Source organism: Pseudarthrobacter sp. KH_020_B (genome assembly GCF_057840185.1).
On record NZ_CM174506.1, the window covers coordinates 2,720,865 to 2,734,009 of the forward strand.

At 63.3% G+C, this 13,145-nt stretch carries 13 protein-coding genes; 7 read left to right on the top strand and 6 right to left on the bottom strand.

The window, feature by feature from the left end:
* Positions 1-5 precede the first annotated feature (5 nt).
* Positions 6-410: a hypothetical protein gene (locus AC3IT0_RS12510; protein ID WP_489320121.1), complete on the bottom strand. Its 405-nt coding sequence runs from the start codon at positions 408-410 to the stop codon at positions 6-8.
* The gene (locus tag AC3IT0_RS12515; RefSeq protein ID WP_489320122.1) at positions 407-790 is read right to left on the bottom strand and encodes a cupredoxin domain-containing protein; all 384 of its coding nucleotides are present in this window, start codon (positions 788-790) and stop codon (positions 407-409) included. Before AC3IT0_RS12515 ends, AC3IT0_RS12510 begins: the two co-directional genes overlap by 4 nt.
* Before the next feature lie 296 nt (positions 791-1,086).
* On the opposite strand from AC3IT0_RS12515, the gene AC3IT0_RS12520 reads away from it, so the two are divergent.
* A complete protein-coding gene (locus AC3IT0_RS12520) occupies positions 1,087-1,383 on the top strand; it encodes a hypothetical protein (protein ID WP_489320123.1) in 297 nt (98 codons plus the stop codon).
* Positions 1,380-1,541: a hypothetical protein gene (locus AC3IT0_RS12525; RefSeq protein ID WP_489320124.1), complete on the top strand. Its 162-nt coding sequence runs from the start codon at positions 1,380-1,382 to the stop codon at positions 1,539-1,541. The genes AC3IT0_RS12520 and AC3IT0_RS12525 overlap by 4 nt, the downstream gene beginning before the upstream one ends.
* Before the next feature lie 79 nt (positions 1,542-1,620).
* On the opposite strand, the gene AC3IT0_RS12530 is transcribed toward AC3IT0_RS12525, so the two are convergent.
* Positions 1,621-3,375, bottom strand: coding sequence for a plasmid pRiA4b ORF-3 family protein (locus AC3IT0_RS12530; RefSeq protein WP_489320125.1), 1,755 nt, complete (start codon positions 3,373-3,375; stop codon positions 1,621-1,623).
* Positions 3,376-4,007: 632 nt separating this feature from the next.
* Between AC3IT0_RS12530 and AC3IT0_RS12535 the strand changes: the two genes are divergently transcribed.
* Positions 4,008-4,430, top strand: coding sequence for a hypothetical protein (locus AC3IT0_RS12535; protein WP_489320126.1), 423 nt, complete (start codon positions 4,008-4,010; stop codon positions 4,428-4,430).
* Positions 4,427-4,585 (top strand): hypothetical protein, encoded by a 159-nt coding sequence (locus AC3IT0_RS12540; protein ID WP_489320127.1) that lies wholly within the window; start codon positions 4,427-4,429, stop codon positions 4,583-4,585. The genes AC3IT0_RS12535 and AC3IT0_RS12540 overlap by 4 nt, the downstream gene beginning before the upstream one ends.
* Before the next feature lie 430 nt (positions 4,586-5,015).
* On the opposite strand, the gene AC3IT0_RS12545 is transcribed toward AC3IT0_RS12540, so the two are convergent.
* The 3 genes from AC3IT0_RS12545 to AC3IT0_RS12555 all read right to left on the bottom strand — a co-directional run bounded on the left by AC3IT0_RS12545 (position 5,016) and on the right by AC3IT0_RS12555 (position 7,874).
* Positions 5,016-6,323 carry a hypothetical protein gene (locus AC3IT0_RS12545; RefSeq protein ID WP_489320128.1) on the bottom strand — a complete coding sequence of 436 codons (1,308 nt, stop codon included), beginning with the start codon at positions 6,321-6,323 and terminating at the stop codon, positions 5,016-5,018.
* A 190-nt stretch (positions 6,324-6,513) separates the two neighbouring features.
* A complete protein-coding gene (locus AC3IT0_RS12550) occupies positions 6,514-7,170 on the bottom strand; it encodes a DUF4352 domain-containing protein (protein ID WP_489320129.1) in 657 nt (218 codons plus the stop codon).
* Between the two features lie 41 nt (positions 7,171-7,211).
* Positions 7,212-7,874 (bottom strand): Rv1352/Rv1906c domain-containing protein, encoded by a 663-nt coding sequence (locus tag AC3IT0_RS12555; protein ID WP_489320130.1) that lies wholly within the window; start codon positions 7,872-7,874, stop codon positions 7,212-7,214.
* 240 nt (positions 7,875-8,114) lie between these two features.
* Here AC3IT0_RS12555 and AC3IT0_RS12560 point away from each other — a divergent pair, with 240 nt between their 5' ends.
* Genes AC3IT0_RS12560 through AC3IT0_RS12570 form a run of 3 tightly spaced genes read left to right on the top strand, consistent with a single transcriptional unit; the run spans position 8,115 to position 13,065 of the window.
* Positions 8,115-10,175 (top strand): hypothetical protein, encoded by a 2,061-nt coding sequence (locus AC3IT0_RS12560; protein ID WP_489320131.1) that lies wholly within the window; start codon positions 8,115-8,117, stop codon positions 10,173-10,175.
* The gene (locus tag AC3IT0_RS12565; protein WP_489320132.1) at positions 10,175-11,854 is read left to right on the top strand and encodes a class I SAM-dependent DNA methyltransferase; all 1,680 of its coding nucleotides are present in this window, start codon (positions 10,175-10,177) and stop codon (positions 11,852-11,854) included. The genes AC3IT0_RS12560 and AC3IT0_RS12565 overlap by 1 nt, the downstream gene beginning before the upstream one ends.
* Before the next feature lie 50 nt (positions 11,855-11,904).
* Positions 11,905-13,065 (top strand): restriction endonuclease subunit S, encoded by a 1,161-nt coding sequence (locus AC3IT0_RS12570; protein ID WP_489320133.1) that lies wholly within the window; start codon positions 11,905-11,907, stop codon positions 13,063-13,065.
* The last annotated feature ends 80 nt before the right edge of the window (positions 13,066-13,145 follow it).

The following is a 13,145-nucleotide window of genomic DNA, read 5'->3' on the forward strand; positions in this document are numbered from 1 at the left end:
GCCCGCTACGTGCCCTCGGCCCGTCGCTTCGGGGCGGTACGGACCAGACCTACGGCGGCCAGGAGTGCTCCCACTCCTTCGGCCACGGCGCTGAGGGTTTTCTCAAAAAACCACACCGGCTCATACATCGCGGGGAAGGGTCCGAAGGCCGGAATATCCACATACCGGTACAACACCACAGCGACGAATGCACTCAGGGCCACCACCAGGGCCACCGCAAAGGAGGCTCTGCTGCCGCGGAACAGAACCCATAGCCCCGCCAGCACCGCCGCGGCCGATTCGAGCAGGAACAAATTGCCTTGTCCGATTCCGCCAGGCGAGGCCGCCTGGTAGCCGGGGGCCAGATAAATATGTACTCCGGCATCGATGAACAAAGCCAGTGCCGTCAGGACCCTCAGTGCCACGTTCATTTGACGATCAGCGTCCCGCGCATATTGGGGTGATAGGCGCAGAAGAAGGGGTAGGAGCCGGGTGCCGAGGGCGCCGTGAACGTGGCCGTCCCGCCGCTTCCGCGGACATCCACGTCAAATACCTCGCCCTGGTCCGCGGTGACGGTATGGCCCGCTGAATCCATGTTGGTGACCGTGACGGCGGCCCCCGGCGCGACGGTCAGCGGCGCGCCGTACTCGAAGTCCTTGATGGTGATGGTTGGCGCTCCCGGTGTGACCGCTCCGGTTGTCGCTGTCCCCGGCCCCGGGGACGTCGCGGTGCTCCCGCCCCCGGAGCCGCACCCGCCCAACAGGAGCGCCGCCATCAGCAGCACTGCGGCCTTGGCCTGAATCGCTCTCACGGTGACCGTCCTCGACTCCGGAAACCAGGGCCGGCCAGGCCCTGCCTGTCTTTACTATTGTGCGCGCATCGGAGAGAAATGGCGCCTGCGGTTCGGTGCTGGGCGGCCGACGGCGGTGCTGCCGCAGCCTGCGCTAGGTCTTCCCCGGTGCGGCGGAGGCAACCGAACGGGACTATCGGTTAGCCGACTGCATACTTGCCGTAGACATCGCCAACCCGGACCCGAAATCCCGGGCGGCCCCGCAGGGCGATGGCCTTGGGCGGTCGCGGATCGGATCCGAGGAGTGCGATGGCGCCGTGGATACGATCGCATGGCTCACCCCCTCGCTATCCCGCACGTGGTTGGCACGTCGGCGCCACCGCGTCAAAGCACCTGACCTGGCGGGTACAGCTGCGCGAGCCGGCTCCGTCAACTTCCGCTCCCTGCTACCGCTCCGACGACGTCGTCTCCCGCTGCGGTTCCCGCAACGCCGGCTCCAACTCAGGTTCCGGGCCGTAGCCCTGCGCTCCTTCGCGCTCATCAATGAATACCGGTTGGCCAACGGCCTCGCCGCGCTGCGCTACAACACGGGGCCGCGGAGAACATCGCAGTGAACGCCGACGCCGATGCGCTCTTCGCCGCGTGGAAGGCCTCCCCGGGCCATAACGCCAGCCTGACCGACTTTGGCTTCGGCTCTGCCCGGCTCTCCGCCGGTTCCCCGTACGGGGCGCAGTTGGTGGCCACTCAGAACTTCGCCACCTACGGGAAGTAAGCAAGGGAACGACGGCGGCTGACCGCCGTCGTTCCTTGTCGCCGGTTCTGAAGCCAGCCAGCATCGCATCTGGGTGCGGTTAGAAGAGGTCCGCCAAGTCCTCGTTGGCCTGTTCCAGGTCAAAGGCCTTGGGATCCAGGGTCTCGCCCTTGCCGAGCCCCATCCATTCCCGGTACTGCTTGTGCTCCGCGTGGGCGGGATCGTTGACGGCCTGGACGACGTCCATCCATCCCCAGACGCCCCCGCTGTCCTCCGCAGGTGCGGCACCGCGGCCCGCGGTGCACCGCGGGAGCTGCCCGCCGTCGTCGGGATTCAGGACTTTTTCCAGAGTGATGGCGTGTTCCCAGTTGTCGCCAAAATCGTACGTGTAGGTCATGGTGCTGCCCACCGCGGGCAACAGCTGGGCAACCGTCACCTTCGATTCGTCCAGCGAGTTCTCGCCATAGAAGTCATCCACTCCATCGGGCGCCACCGGTGCATATGTTGGGCCGCGGAATCCCCCGGTCTGGAAGTGATGCAGATGATAATCCAGCCATGCGAACACTTCCTGGATCACCAGGTGCAGTTGCGAGAGCGGCATACCGGCTGGGACCAGGACCCGCCGCCAGATGGGCGGCTTGGACCCTTTAAGTCCGATTTTCAGTTGCAGAACTGAGCCGTCACCCGGCAGCGGCGGCGTCTTCGGCGTTCCATGCCCGGCCGGCTCTGCTGGCTCGGGCGGCGTTTCTTCCTCGTCCGGCTCTTCGCCCAAACCCAGTTCCGCCAGCACCCAGGGGTTGTCGAACGTATCCGCGACACAGCCGATAAGCGCCGGGGGCACGCGGAAATGAGTATCGATGGTCAGCAGCCCAAGTTCCGCGAGTTCCTCCAGCCGGGCCATTGCCACACTGGTCAGCAGCGCGGTCATCGCCTTCTCGGCTTCCGGGGCGTGGTCCGGGGCAGCCAGGACACGTTCCAGTGAGGGTGGCTCCGGAGTCGATGCCGCCAGCAGGAGGGAGGTCTGCATGGCGGATATGAGCTTCTCCCACGGCTGTTCGGGATCGTGGCGAAGTACTGCCTGCTCAAGGAAACAAGAGACGAACATGGAGAAGTCGTCCAGCTGCTCTGTCGCGTCCCCGGCAAGGAATGCGTCGGCGTCGAATGGAACCACTTTTGTTGACTTGATGGCAATCAGTTCGGCGGCCTCAAGCGCGGCCCACATCTGTGCCAGCAGGGGCACCTCATACATGCTCTGCACCGTCGGGACTCCGTCAGCTGCAGCTGTCCCCTTAGTGCCGCCCCGGACCGTCACGCCCACGCATGCGGCTGCCGCTTCAACGTCCCGCAAGCGAAGCGCCCCGGTTCCAGTGACGGGCTTACCGTCGCCGATCCACCGGACCAATGCCAGGGCCCGCCGGATCAACGGCAACTCGGAAAAGACTTCGAGCGCCTTCTCTTGGGAAACCTCCGGAACGTCAATGAACCGGGGTTCATCGTCGCCCTCGGCCAGGACGTCGAAAAAGTCCAGCACTCCCCCGAGCTGCTCCGTGGTTCCGGTCCACCGGCCGGTTTCCGACAAGAAACCCACATAGGCGTGGACAGCGTCAACCATGAAAGCGGCGCGTTCGACGTCCGGCAGCCCGACGGCCGAAACACCCGCGGTGGCAGCGGCCTCTTCCGAGATGGCAAGGGCCAAGGGAACCGGCTCCAGATTCGTCGCGTCCGGCACCGCCGCCTTGTCCAGATAGCGGCCCAGGACAGGTTCAATCAGCTTCAGGTACTGCACGGCGGCAGCTGCGGCGCCGGGCGAGCCGTCATCAAACCAGTGAACAAAGGCCGGGGCCAGCGCGTCCAAGGCTCGACTGGCCCGAAATAGACTGAGAGAGACCGATCCGGGGCTGTGATTTCCTGCCGGACCCTTTTCCACGCGACGCGTCTTGCTCGTCTTGCCCACACTGCACCTGTCTGTCGGGAGATTTGAGTTGCTGGTACGACGCTACTGACTCTCCCTGGGGGATGCCACTTATGAGCGGGGCAATTTTCGAGACGGCGGCACCACGGCTTGCCGATACGCCGCTGTGCGCCGCTAGATCTGTTGGACAGCCTGGCCATATGAAGTCGCTGACGGACGAGAACCGGAACCTCGCCGCCACCCGCGACGCCGTTCTCCCCCAGCTCATGTCTGGCAAGCTCCGCGTCAAGGATGCGGATCCGTTACTGGAAAAGCGGCGTATGACGCCGGGGTTCGCTCCACCGGAGTGGCTGGGATGGTTATCGATTGTGCAGCAAGCTTGCTGCACAGTCGACGACGTTCTGGGCGCTGCTAATTGTGCAAGCGCCTGCACAATTGCTGCCGAGCAAGCACCGGGGGGTGTTCGGCAACCTACCCTTCTAGGAGACCACTGACTGCACTACCAGGGAGCCAGATCGGATGTCAGACCTGTTGCCTGTGTTGGTTCCGTGAACTCAAGTCCTTCTCCAGAACCCTTGGAAGTCGTCCTCCGCACTGGGCCGGCTGAATGGTGGCAAATCCTGGCCGCACTTGGTCCGCTGGCCATCCTGTTTGGTGCGCTCCTCGCGGCCTTCATCAGTTGGAACACGCTCCGCCAGCGAACCGCCTCGGACAAGGAAACGCTGTCCCAAAAACGTGACGCTGACGGCCGGGCGGAGTGGTGGCGGCGGAGGCAATGGGCGCTGGAAGCATCGTTGGATGCGAAGCCGGAAAAACAGGACGTTGGCTTGGCAGTGCTGGAACTCCTCACCACCAGTACTCTGGCGGGCCCTGAGGAGGTCGAGATCATCGCCGAAGCGTGGAAACAACCCCTTTCCGGTGGGGAGGCCACGCTAGACCTCTTGCCCCCATTGCCGGACAATAGGGGTAGCGAACCGCCTAAGGAGGACGGGACATGAGCGCAGTTGCTGAAAAGAAGACCATCGATGATGGCAATCAGAAAGCCTTCGTAACTCCGGCGCAAGAGCGAGCCCGCCTCCGCCTGACCACGGACAAGAAGCAGGGAATCGAGAGCCCCGTGTGGGTCAAGAAGATTGCCAACCGCCCTCTCTGAAGACTACGAGTCCTGGAGCCCCCAGGCTCTGAGTACCAGCGAATAAGAATGGCCAGTCGGATCCGATCCGACTGGCCATTCTCCTAACAGAGCATGAAGTGTGAGTTGCAGGTCATTTGGGAAGAACTTCAACAAGGAAGCGCCTTGATCCAGCGGGAGCAAATGGCTCTGAGCAGGGTCATCGCGGCCAGCCCAATTGGAAGTTTGGGCGCAGCTTCTCTTGTTTTTTCGGAGTCAGAGGGGTGCAGGTGGGATCAAGAAAAGACTGCAGCGGAAGATCGATCATAGTGGTGGCCCGCAATCGCCGACTATGGCCGCGGACCCTCTTAGTCGGCGCGGGACGCCCGAACTCAGTGAACTTCGATGTCGCGCATGGTCACACGTCTTGCAGGCTTCCCGGTCGCCGGATCTAACCCCGTTCCCTTGAGGTTTAGGTTTTGACCGGGTCATCGCTGCCGGTCGCAGACCCATCGGAGGCGTCTCTGCCGCGCTTTTTTGACTTAAACATCCCGGCAACCTTCCCACTCACTGAGTCTGCGGCACCAGCGATGGCACCGCCGACACCCTTAACAGCAGCAAGCGCCTGCGGCTCATCCGGAATACCGTCACCGTCGACGTCGACACTTCGGAAAGGTCGTGTCACCGTGCCGGCTGCGCTCGCTACCCCCGTTCCCACGGTGGCGGCGCTCTTCGTCACTCCTTCACCCACTGTGCTGGCAGTGCCGGAGATCCAGTTACCCGTCGACTTCGCAGCGTCCTCCAAAGCTGCAAGTGCCCGGTTAGGCTCGGCCTCACGGTCATCGGTATCCGCCTTCGCCTTCTCGTGAAGGGCCAGATGTGCGGGAAACGCGTCCGGGGCCTCCGGAAATGCGGCTCGGGCTGCTTCGACGACGTCGCGGCCAAACACGAAACGGCTGACTCCCCCCGTCAGTGCACCAACTCCATATTCGATCGCCGACTGTTGCTTTCCGCTCAAGGATTCACGCACGGTGTCCAGTTGACCCGTCTGAATGGTCCGGACGAGGCTCTGAGCCGCACCGCTCGGCAGGGTGTCAGCGAGCGTCGTCGCCCAGTGTGACCAGTCACCGCTTCCAGCGGCAATTTTGTGACCAACGCCCACCACACCTTCGGGGGAGGCTTTCGCGACGTCCGTGGCCATGACGGCGATCTGCTGCTGACTTACGCGGTCATTGGTCAGTCCGTAAACCAGAGCATGAGCCTGGTCCTGGTCAAGATCCATCCCGTGGATGTCGGCGAGGGCCAGCCCGAAGACCGCTGTGATCTCGAATTGAAGTTGCTGATCTCCCGCAGGGAGGAGCGCCGCGACCCGCTGGGCGCCGGTCTTTGCCGCACCCATGGCTACATTCTTCGCCGCCACCTTGGCGGCTTCCTTTGCGGTTACCTTCACGGCTTCCTGCACAGTCCTCTTCGCGGCCTGTTTGCCCGCATTCTTCAGCCCCGCGGCGGCGACACCGCCGCCGGGAATCAGAGCGATGCCGACTTCGGCAGCGATCGAACCAGCAGCGATGGCCGCCCCTGCGGCGCTGATCGAAGTGCTGTAGTGACGCTCAAGCATCTTGATCACTTCTGCCGGCGTCGCCTCGGGATGCCGGCGCCGGATCCTCATGACGTACTTGCGAGCGATCGAGTGACGAGCACTGACCGCCTTCGCGATGTCAGAATTGGCCTCGTCGTCGTCGACCTGTGCCTCCAGCGTGACAGCTTCGCTATCGGTCATTACGTTGTCCCCCTCTAACCACAGGCTCGTGCCTGGGCTTATTCCTCGTTGCTGCAAGTCGGTTCGCCGCGCGGGAACAAAAGAAGGCTTCCCGCTGCGACCTCATCAGTGTCCCGCATCATGCGGCACGACTCCGTGCGCCACGCTGCACCATCCGGACCCGGCACCACGGCCCGGGTGAGTACTTTACTTATCCAGGGATCTGGATCCGCGCGGCTTCCTGCATCAGCGGATCCGAAATCATCACGGTTGCTGCCCCGGGGGCCATGTCGAACGCGATAAACCCGCGGGACTTGTCGCCCGGCAGGACGTCACCGGAGCCCAGCTGGTTATCGGCAAACATGCTGAGGTCAGCCTTGCGGCCGCTTTCATCCTTGGCTGAGAAGTAGAAGGGGTTCGAGCTGGTCTTCCCCGCCTCGGTCTCCCACAGCACGTCCAGGAGCAGGTAGGTTCCGTTCTTCGGCGGCGACGCAAACGCCGTCGTGGTCACCGTGTCCGTCCGCACGGCGGAGACGATCGTGATTCTGGCGACGTCACCGTTGCGCATCTTTACGGCGAAGGGTGTCCCCACCGTCGGTGCCGTGGGAGCCGCCGGTGCGGGGGCGGCCGACGGCGGTGCTGCCGCGGGCTGCGCCGCGGCCTCGACCGGAGCAGCGGAGGCAGCAGCGGAAGCGATGGGGCTGGAATCCGCCACAGGCTTGCTGCCGCTGGAGCAGGAGCCCATGACGATTCCGAGCAGCAGGACGCCAATCGGAATCACAAAGCGCTTCTTCTTGAAGAACGGGCGCTTGACCGGGGCCGCAGCAACCGGCGCGGACGGGACTGAATCAAAGTTCTGGTGAGACATGGTGGTGCCTTTCGAGAGTGCGGTTGGTGATGCTGCGGGTGCTATTGCTTTTCCCATTTGCCGCAGCGGCTGGATTTGAAATCTTGGCCGGCGGACAGTGCAACGGAGGGCCGGCCGCCGCCCGGGAGGTCGTTGTCGATGATGTTGCTGCCGTTGCTGCCGGTGGCATAGATGCCCCAGTAGCAGGAGGAGCCGACGTCGGCGGATGCCCGATAGGTTCCGGGCTCGATGTCCGTGCCCACCGTCCAGGTGCCGTCGCCAATGGTGTTGGCCGCTTTGGTCTTTTCCGCTCCAGTGACAGCCTCTTCGCGGGCTTTCACCGCGGCTTCGGCAGTCTTGACTGCAGCGTCGGCCTTGCCCACTTCGGTCTCCCGTGCGGAAACCTTGGACTCCCGGGTTGTGATCCCGCCCTGGAGGCTGTCGTACTTACCCTTCACGGACGCATAGCTGGACAATGCGGCGTCGCGCTCGATCTCGACCGTTCCCTTCTCGTCCGCCAGCGCCATGTAGGCATCGCTGGTCTTCGGGTCAGGAAGTACGGTTCCGAAGGCCACCCCGCCGGCGAGAAGAACGACGGCGGCTGTCGCCAGAAGGGTGCCCTTCTTGCGGCTGGACTTCGCCGCCGGAGCGGGTTCCTCCTCGGCTGCCTCAGGAGCTGTTTGGTCGTCAGGCATTTGCGCCTGGCTGGCGTCAGTGTTCAACATGTTCTCTTCCTCTTGTTTGTGGATGACCGCTAAACGGCGGCGGGATACTGATCCCCCAATACGCGGTTCCCCGCCGCCGCCGCAGCTCCGGAAGATTGCTTCGTGGCTGCAGAATGAACTTATGAGCGAATCGGGCAACGGCGCCCGATATAGCTGATAACCCGGGTTATCAGTGCCAAACCCAGAATGTCGGCTGTCGCCACTAAGCTGATGGGACGATCACGACTGAAGGGGGCAGCCATGGACACAGTCACGGAAACATTGCGCATGACACTCTCCGATGTCGCCTCGCTCGCCCAGGTGCAGCGCCCGGTCGTCTCCATGTGGCGCAAGCGCAGCAGCGGAGGCCCGCTGCCGTTCCCGGTATCCACTGCGCAGGCCAACGGCGTCGAGCTGTTCGACGCAGACCAAGTCACCGCCTGGCTCCAGGCCACCGGCCGGGGGAACAACCCCGAGGCTCGGAACGACGTCGCGGTCTTCGCGAGACTGGCTGCTCCGCCTGGCGAAATGCCAAGGGACAGCCGGCAGTCCTTCGATGGTCTGACCGCGCTCCTCGCCCTGAAGATCACCACGGGACAGGCTCTGGCACAAAGTACTGCAGCCGAACTCCTGGACGCCGCAGACGAAGCGGACCCTGACGATGTGTTCCTCTACGCCGAACTGGAGGCACTCGGCTCCGCGCTCTCGGGATTGGCCGGCTTCGCGGACAGGTTGGCGGACAGCGCCTTCAGCGCGCCGGCCGCCTTCGAAAAGTTGCTGACCCACCGGTTCAAGGAGGGGCTGCGCGAGCATTCAGACACCGCACTGACGGACGAAGCACTAAAACTCGTGGGCGCAACTGCAATGGAACTGGCATCCACTCTCGACAGCAGGCTCCTCTTCGTCGACTCGACGCCGGGCGGGAGCGACGTGATGCTGAGCATCGTCGAGCAGTCCGGAGAGTCACGGCCCATCACTCTCCTGGCAGCAGACCACCACGGCAGCGCATCACGGCTGGCCCGCCGTCGTCTGGCAGTTCATGGCACGGACAGCAACCCAGTAAAGGTCGATGCCAAGGGAGCCTTTGCGGTCAACGGCCCCGCGGTCCACGTGGCGCAATATCCCGCCCCGGGCAATCCCGCCCTGGACACCACGGGCATCCTGAACAGCATTGAGAACATCGTCCTGCAAATGGACGACAGCCAGCGGGCCGTTGTCATCGCGCCTGCCCGGGTGCTGTGCGACGCTCTCACTGGAGAGGCCGGCAACCTGCGCTCAGACCTGTTGCGTTCGGGCAGAGTCCGTGCCATCGCCCGTCTTCAGCCTGGACTTCTCCGCGCAAAGCCGCGGGAGCCGCAGGCCCTCTGGGTGCTGGGACCGTCCTTCGCTGATGTGCCGATCGCGGAGCGCTGGACGAGCGTGGCGGACCTGAGCACCACTTCGCTCACCCTCGATGTCAGCCAGGACCTGATCAGCGACGTCGTCGCATCCATGGGCGATCGCGCCACCATCCGCGCGCACTCGTTCAGGTTCACCCGGCTGGTACAGACGCGCTTCCTTCTCGCCGGCAAGGGTTCCCTCGTGCGCGGTCTGCCTGCCAGAGGTTCGACGGCGACCGGCGGCGCCGAGTCTGCGCTCCGGGTCGAGGAACTCGTGCGCCTGTTGTCAGCTGGGACATCATCATCTGTTCTGCCCGAAGTGCAGCCTGCCGTACCGGGCACCGGACTCCGGCCCGCTTCAGTTCAGGAACTGTTGACGGCCGGAAACCTCAAGTACGTCAAAGGCATCAGGTTGGAAGCGACTGACCTCAACCGGCAGGCCGGAATCAGGATCCTGGGCCGCGAGGAACTCATGGATCCTAACGACGCCAAGCCACGGTTCATCACGCTCCTGGACTTCGCGGCGAAATACACTGCCGGGCGCCTCACCGAACCTGGTGACGTTGTCTTCTGTACCAGCCCGCGGCCCGCAGCGATGGTCGATGCGGAGGGCGGCGCCGTCGTAGTCTTCCCCGCCCGGATCCTGAGAATCGACCGCGGTGATCCCGGCGGTCTCGTGCCGGACGTGGTTGCCGCTGACATCAGCAGCCGCCCCGCCGCAGACAAGACCTGGCGGAACTGGCGGTTGCGGCGCGCACCGGAAGTTCAACGACAGCCGCTCTCCAACGCCTTAGGCCGGCTGCAACACGAGCAGGCTGAAGCCCGTCAACGCCTCAATCGACTGGAAGAACTCGCTACCCTGATTACGGACGGCGTAGCAGGCGGAAGCCTAACCCTGACAGACCCCATCTCCATCGCCGCACCAACAGAAGGAACCGCATAATGCCCCCGAAATTGAAGGCGGACCTCGCCCCTTCCACTATGAAGGAACTGAAGGACACCCTGTGGAAGGCCGCCGACAAGCTGCGCGGTTCCATGGATGCTTCCCAGTACAAGGATGTGATTCTGGGCCTGGTGTTCCTGAAGTACGTCTCTGACGCGTTCGAGGAGCGCCGCGGGATCATCCAGGACGAACTGGAGGCCGACGGCCTCGCCGAAGAACAGATCGCGCAACTGATCGACGACGTGGATGAGTACACCGGCCACGGCGTGTTCTGGGTTCCGGCCCGGGCACGGTGGGGCTACCTGGCAGAAAATGCCAAGGGCTTGGATGCAGTCGACGGCGCCGAGCCCAAGTCCATCGGGCTGCTCATCGATGAAGCCATGGACCTCATCATGGCCGACAACAAGAGCCTGGCCGCGACGCTCCCCCGCATCTACAACCGCGACAACGTAGACCAGCGCCGCCTGGGTGAGCTGCTGGACCTCTTCAACTCCGCACGTTTCACGGGCCAAGGCGCCAGTAAGGCCCGCGACCTGCTCGGCGAGGTCTACGAGTACTTCCTGGAGAAGTTCGCCAAGGCCGAAGGCAAGCGGGGCGGCGAGTTCTACACGCCGGCAGGCGTGGTCCGTGTACTAGTTGAGGTGCTCGAACCACACAGCGGCCGCGTCTACGACCCCGCCTGCGGTTCAGGCGGCATGTTCGTGCAGACCGAGAAGTTCCTGGACGCCCACAACGAGGACCGCACCGCGATTTCGGTCTACGGTCAGGAGCTCAACGAACGCACCTGGCGGATGGCAAAGATGAACCTCGCCATCCACGGCCTGAACGCCAACCTCGCTTCCCGCTGGGGCGACACCTTCGCCCGGGACCAGCACCCGGACATGCAGGCCGACTACATCATGGCCAACCCGCCCTTCAATATCAAGGACTGGGCCCGCTCCGAGTCCGACCCGCGCTGGAAGTACGGCGTCCCGCCGGCCGGCAACGCCAACTACGCCTGGATCCAGCACATCATCTCTAAGCTGGCACCGGGCGGCAGCGCCGGCGTTGTTATGGCCAACGGCTCCATGTCCTCCAACTCCGGCGGGGAGGGCGAAATCCGCGCCCAAATCGTGGAAGCCGACCTTGTCTCTTGCATGGTTGCGCTGCCCACCCAGCTGTTCCGCAGCACCGGCATCCCTGTGTGCACCTGGTTCTTCGCAAAGGACAAGACAGCCGGTGCGCACGGCTCCGTGGACCGTACCGGCCAGGTGCTGTTCATCGACGCCCGGAACCTCGGCTACATGGTGGACCGCGCCGAGCGCGCCCTGTCCGACGAGGACATCGCCAAGATCGCCGACACGTTCCACGCCTGGCGCGGCACGTCCTCGGTGCTTGAGCCTGTCGAAACCGTCGAAACCCCGGCGGTTGAGCCCGTCGAAACCAAAGCCCCGGTGGTCGAGCTTGTCGAGACCTACGAAAACATCCCCGGCTTCTGCTATTCGGCCACACTGGCGGAAATCAAGGCAACCGACTATGCGCTTACGCCCGGACGTTACGTCGGGGCTGCCGAGGTGGAGCACGACGGCGAGCCGATCGAGGAGAAGATCGCGAGGCTTTCGAAGGAACTGTTTGCACAGTTCGACGAGTCCGAGCGGTTGGCTACTGGTGTGCGCGAGCAGTTGGGGAGGGTTTCGTGACCAGTCGCCGAATCTTTGGGGACCTCATGGCCTATCCGCTTCGGAGTGGAGTGACTATTCCCGCGGGCAACCGCGGCAGCGGCATGAAGATGCTCAACATGGGTGAACTATTTCGACACCCGCGCGTACCTGCGGTAGAGATGGCCAGAGTTGAACTCGCAGATTACGACCCCGACAGGACGCTTCTAAGGCGACACGACCTCCTGTTTGCACGTCGTTCATTGACCCTCGAAGGAGCTGGGAAGTGCAGCATCGTCGACGATGTGGACGAACCCACCACTTGGGAAGGATCGATTCTCCGTGCTCGCCTCGATCCTGCGATCGCACATGCTCCCTACTATTTCTACTATTTCGCGTCGTCCCAAGGCCGCCGGAGCATGGAGACAATCGTCGAGCAGGTTGCTGCAGCGGGCATTCGCGGATCTGACCTCAAAAGACTAGAGGTTCCGTACCCAGAACTACGCGAACAAGTCGCGATTGCAGAAGTACTGGGCGCCCTCGACGACAAGATCGCCGCCAACACCAAACTCGCCACGACTCTGACCACACTTCTTGAGGCCCGATTTGAGGCTTTAGGGCTAAATCAGGACCCTAGGGAAGATTTAGACGTCATTGGGCTCGGAGACCTTGTGGAGATTAACCCCAAAGTCGCGGCACCCTCAGAGGCCGAACCAGTGTATGTCGACATGCAGAAGCTTCCTGTCGCAAATATGGGAATCAGCCATTGGGACCGTCGCCCTGCCAAAGGCGGAGCCCGTTTCATGAACGGTGACACCCTTCTCGCTCGAATTACGCCATGCCTTGAGAATCGCAAGACCGGCTTCGTGGATTTCCTCGGCAAGGGGCAAGTTGGCATCGGATCGACTGAATTCATCGTTCTTCGATCTTTGCCCGACGTACCAACGCCTCTCTCATACTTCCTGGCGACCAGCGGTCGCTTCCGAACGTTTGCTATCCGGCACATGGTTGGTACGTCAGGGCGACAGCGCGTCTCGGCCCTTGATCTGGCGGGATACAGCTTGTGCGAGCCAGATCCGGTCGCACTTGCACACTTCGGAGAGATTAGCGAGGCCAATTTCCAGCTAATGAAGTCACTGACTGACGAAAACCGGACCCTCGCCGCCACCCGCGACGCCCTCCTCCCCCATCTAATGTCCGGCAAGCTCCGGGTCAAGGACGCCGAACGTGACCTGGCCACGGTAGGAGTGTGATGGCAGCGCTGCCGCTAATTGTGCAGCACCTGTTGCACAATTGCCGGCACACCATGAGGAAATTTTGCAAGCACCGCTTG

Coding starts and splice junctions, on each gene's coding strand:
- AC3IT0_RS12510 (WP_489320121.1), bottom strand. CDS start 410: ATGAACGTGGCACTGAGGGTCCTGACGGCACTGGCTTTGTTCATCGAT.
- AC3IT0_RS12540 (WP_489320127.1), top strand. CDS start 4,427: ATGAGCGCAGTTGCTGAAAAGAAGACCATCGATGATGGCAATCAGAAA.
- AC3IT0_RS12545 (WP_489320128.1), bottom strand. CDS start 6,323: ATGACCGATAGCGAAGCTGTCACGCTGGAGGCACAGGTCGACGACGAC.
- AC3IT0_RS12550 (WP_489320129.1), bottom strand. CDS start 7,170: ATGTCTCACCAGAACTTTGATTCAGTCCCGTCCGCGCCGGTTGCTGCG.
- AC3IT0_RS12555 (WP_489320130.1), bottom strand. CDS start 7,874: ATGTTGAACACTGACGCCAGCCAGGCGCAAATGCCTGACGACCAAACA.
- AC3IT0_RS12560 (WP_489320131.1), top strand. CDS start 8,115: ATGGACACAGTCACGGAAACATTGCGCATGACACTCTCCGATGTCGCC.
- AC3IT0_RS12565 (WP_489320132.1), top strand. CDS start 10,175: ATGCCCCCGAAATTGAAGGCGGACCTCGCCCCTTCCACTATGAAGGAA.